Origin of the sequence: Streptomyces sp. IBSBF 3136 (assembly GCF_036815105.1) — a bacterium.
Lineage (GTDB): Bacteria > Actinomycetota > Actinomycetes > Streptomycetales > Streptomycetaceae > Streptomyces.
The window spans coordinates 1-1,364 of the sequence record NZ_JAJSZC010000457.1; the positions used below are offsets into that span (position 1 = coordinate 1).

The window sequence follows — 1,364 nt, forward strand, 5'->3', positions numbered from 1 at the left end:
GGCGGCGGGCGGCTCGACGGGCGGCGGCGTACGCGTACGCGTCCGCGTCAGCGGCGTCTGCGGGCCAGCAGGAACGCGCCCCCGCCGACGGCGAGCAGTGCGGTGGTGGCGGCCAGCACCCCGCGCGCGAGCCCTGGTCCGGTGCGGGCCAGCTCGCGGGCCCGCTCCCCGGCTTCCTCGGCCTCCTGGGCGACCGGCAGGGAGGTGCCGTCCGGGTCGGCACCGCTCGGGGTGGCGGAAGGCCCCACGGTCGGGCCGGCGCTGCTGGTACCGCCAGGGTCCTCGGTTCGGCCCGGGGCCTCGGTGCCACCCGGTTCCTGCGTTCCCCTCGGCTCCTGTGTGCCGTCCGGCGTCCCGGTGGACTCCGGGTCCCCCGGTTCCCGTGTCGCCGCCGGGTCCTGCTCCGCCGTACCTGTACCGTCCCGCGCGACGCCGAAGCGGTAGGCGTTGGACTCCCCGACCCAGTCGCCGTCCTCGCCCCGGCGCTGGACGACGGCGGCGTTGGCGGTGATCTCGTCGGCGGCGGCGTCGGAGGCGAGGGCGAGCCTGACCTTGACGCTGACCGTCTTGCCGGGCGCCACGGTGAACCCGTCGAACCCCTCGCCGTCGAGGACACCGACCAGTTCCTGCTCGTCGGTGCTCTCGAAGGTGACGGGGCGGGCGCGGGGGCCGTCGTAGAAGTCCAGCTCGGCCTGGGTCGGCTCCAGGGCGCGCTTGTCGTCGGTGAGGACGACGACCGGGTGGATCCGGGCACAGGCCCGGCCGGTGGTGTTGGTGAGGTCGATGTACCAGGTGCCGTAGCCTCCGCCCGCCTCGTAGGAGGTGGGTCCGCCGCGGACGTGGGTGGTCAGCGGGAAGGCGCGGTCGCCGGGCGTCGCGCAGGAGGGGGTCTGGTCCGCGTAGGCGGCCTGCGACGACACCGGGACGAGAAGGGCGGCTGCGGCAAGGCAGAGGGACAGAGACGAGCACAGTCGCATAAACACATGACCATCCCGGCTGAGGGCGGCCTACAGCAGCCGCCACTCCGGGCACGCCGACAAGCCCGCCCGATCGGCCGATCACCCCACCGGGCACGCGACGCCCACGTGGCGCGGGCGCACCGCGCTCAGCGCGTGCCGCCGACTCAGGAACCGCAGAGACGCCGGGCGTGCGCGACCCACATGTCGCGCTCGGCTTCGGCGACCGCGACCGCCTGCCGCTGGGAGGTGTCCGGGTGCCCTCCGGCGGCGATGATCCGCAGCAATTGGTGCCGCATGAAGTCGTACTCGTGCTGCGCCCGCCCGGCAGCGGCCAGAGCCCTGCCGCACGCGTCCCGCACGGGCGCAGGGGCGGCGAGGGCCGCGTCGGCGGGCGCGGCGCCCGCC

At 75.7% G+C, this 1,364-nt stretch carries 2 protein-coding genes; both read right to left on the minus strand.

The features are described from left to right. Positions 1-47 precede the first annotated feature (47 nt). Positions 48-920, minus strand: a complete 873-nt coding sequence (locus V7E45_RS40165) for a hypothetical protein (protein WP_333779233.1) — start codon at positions 918-920, stop codon at positions 48-50. Between the two features lie 203 nt (positions 921-1,123). Beyond that, a partial coding sequence (locus V7E45_RS40170; RefSeq protein ID WP_333779234.1) for a hypothetical protein occupies positions 1,124-1,364 on the minus strand: 241 nt, incomplete at its 5' end.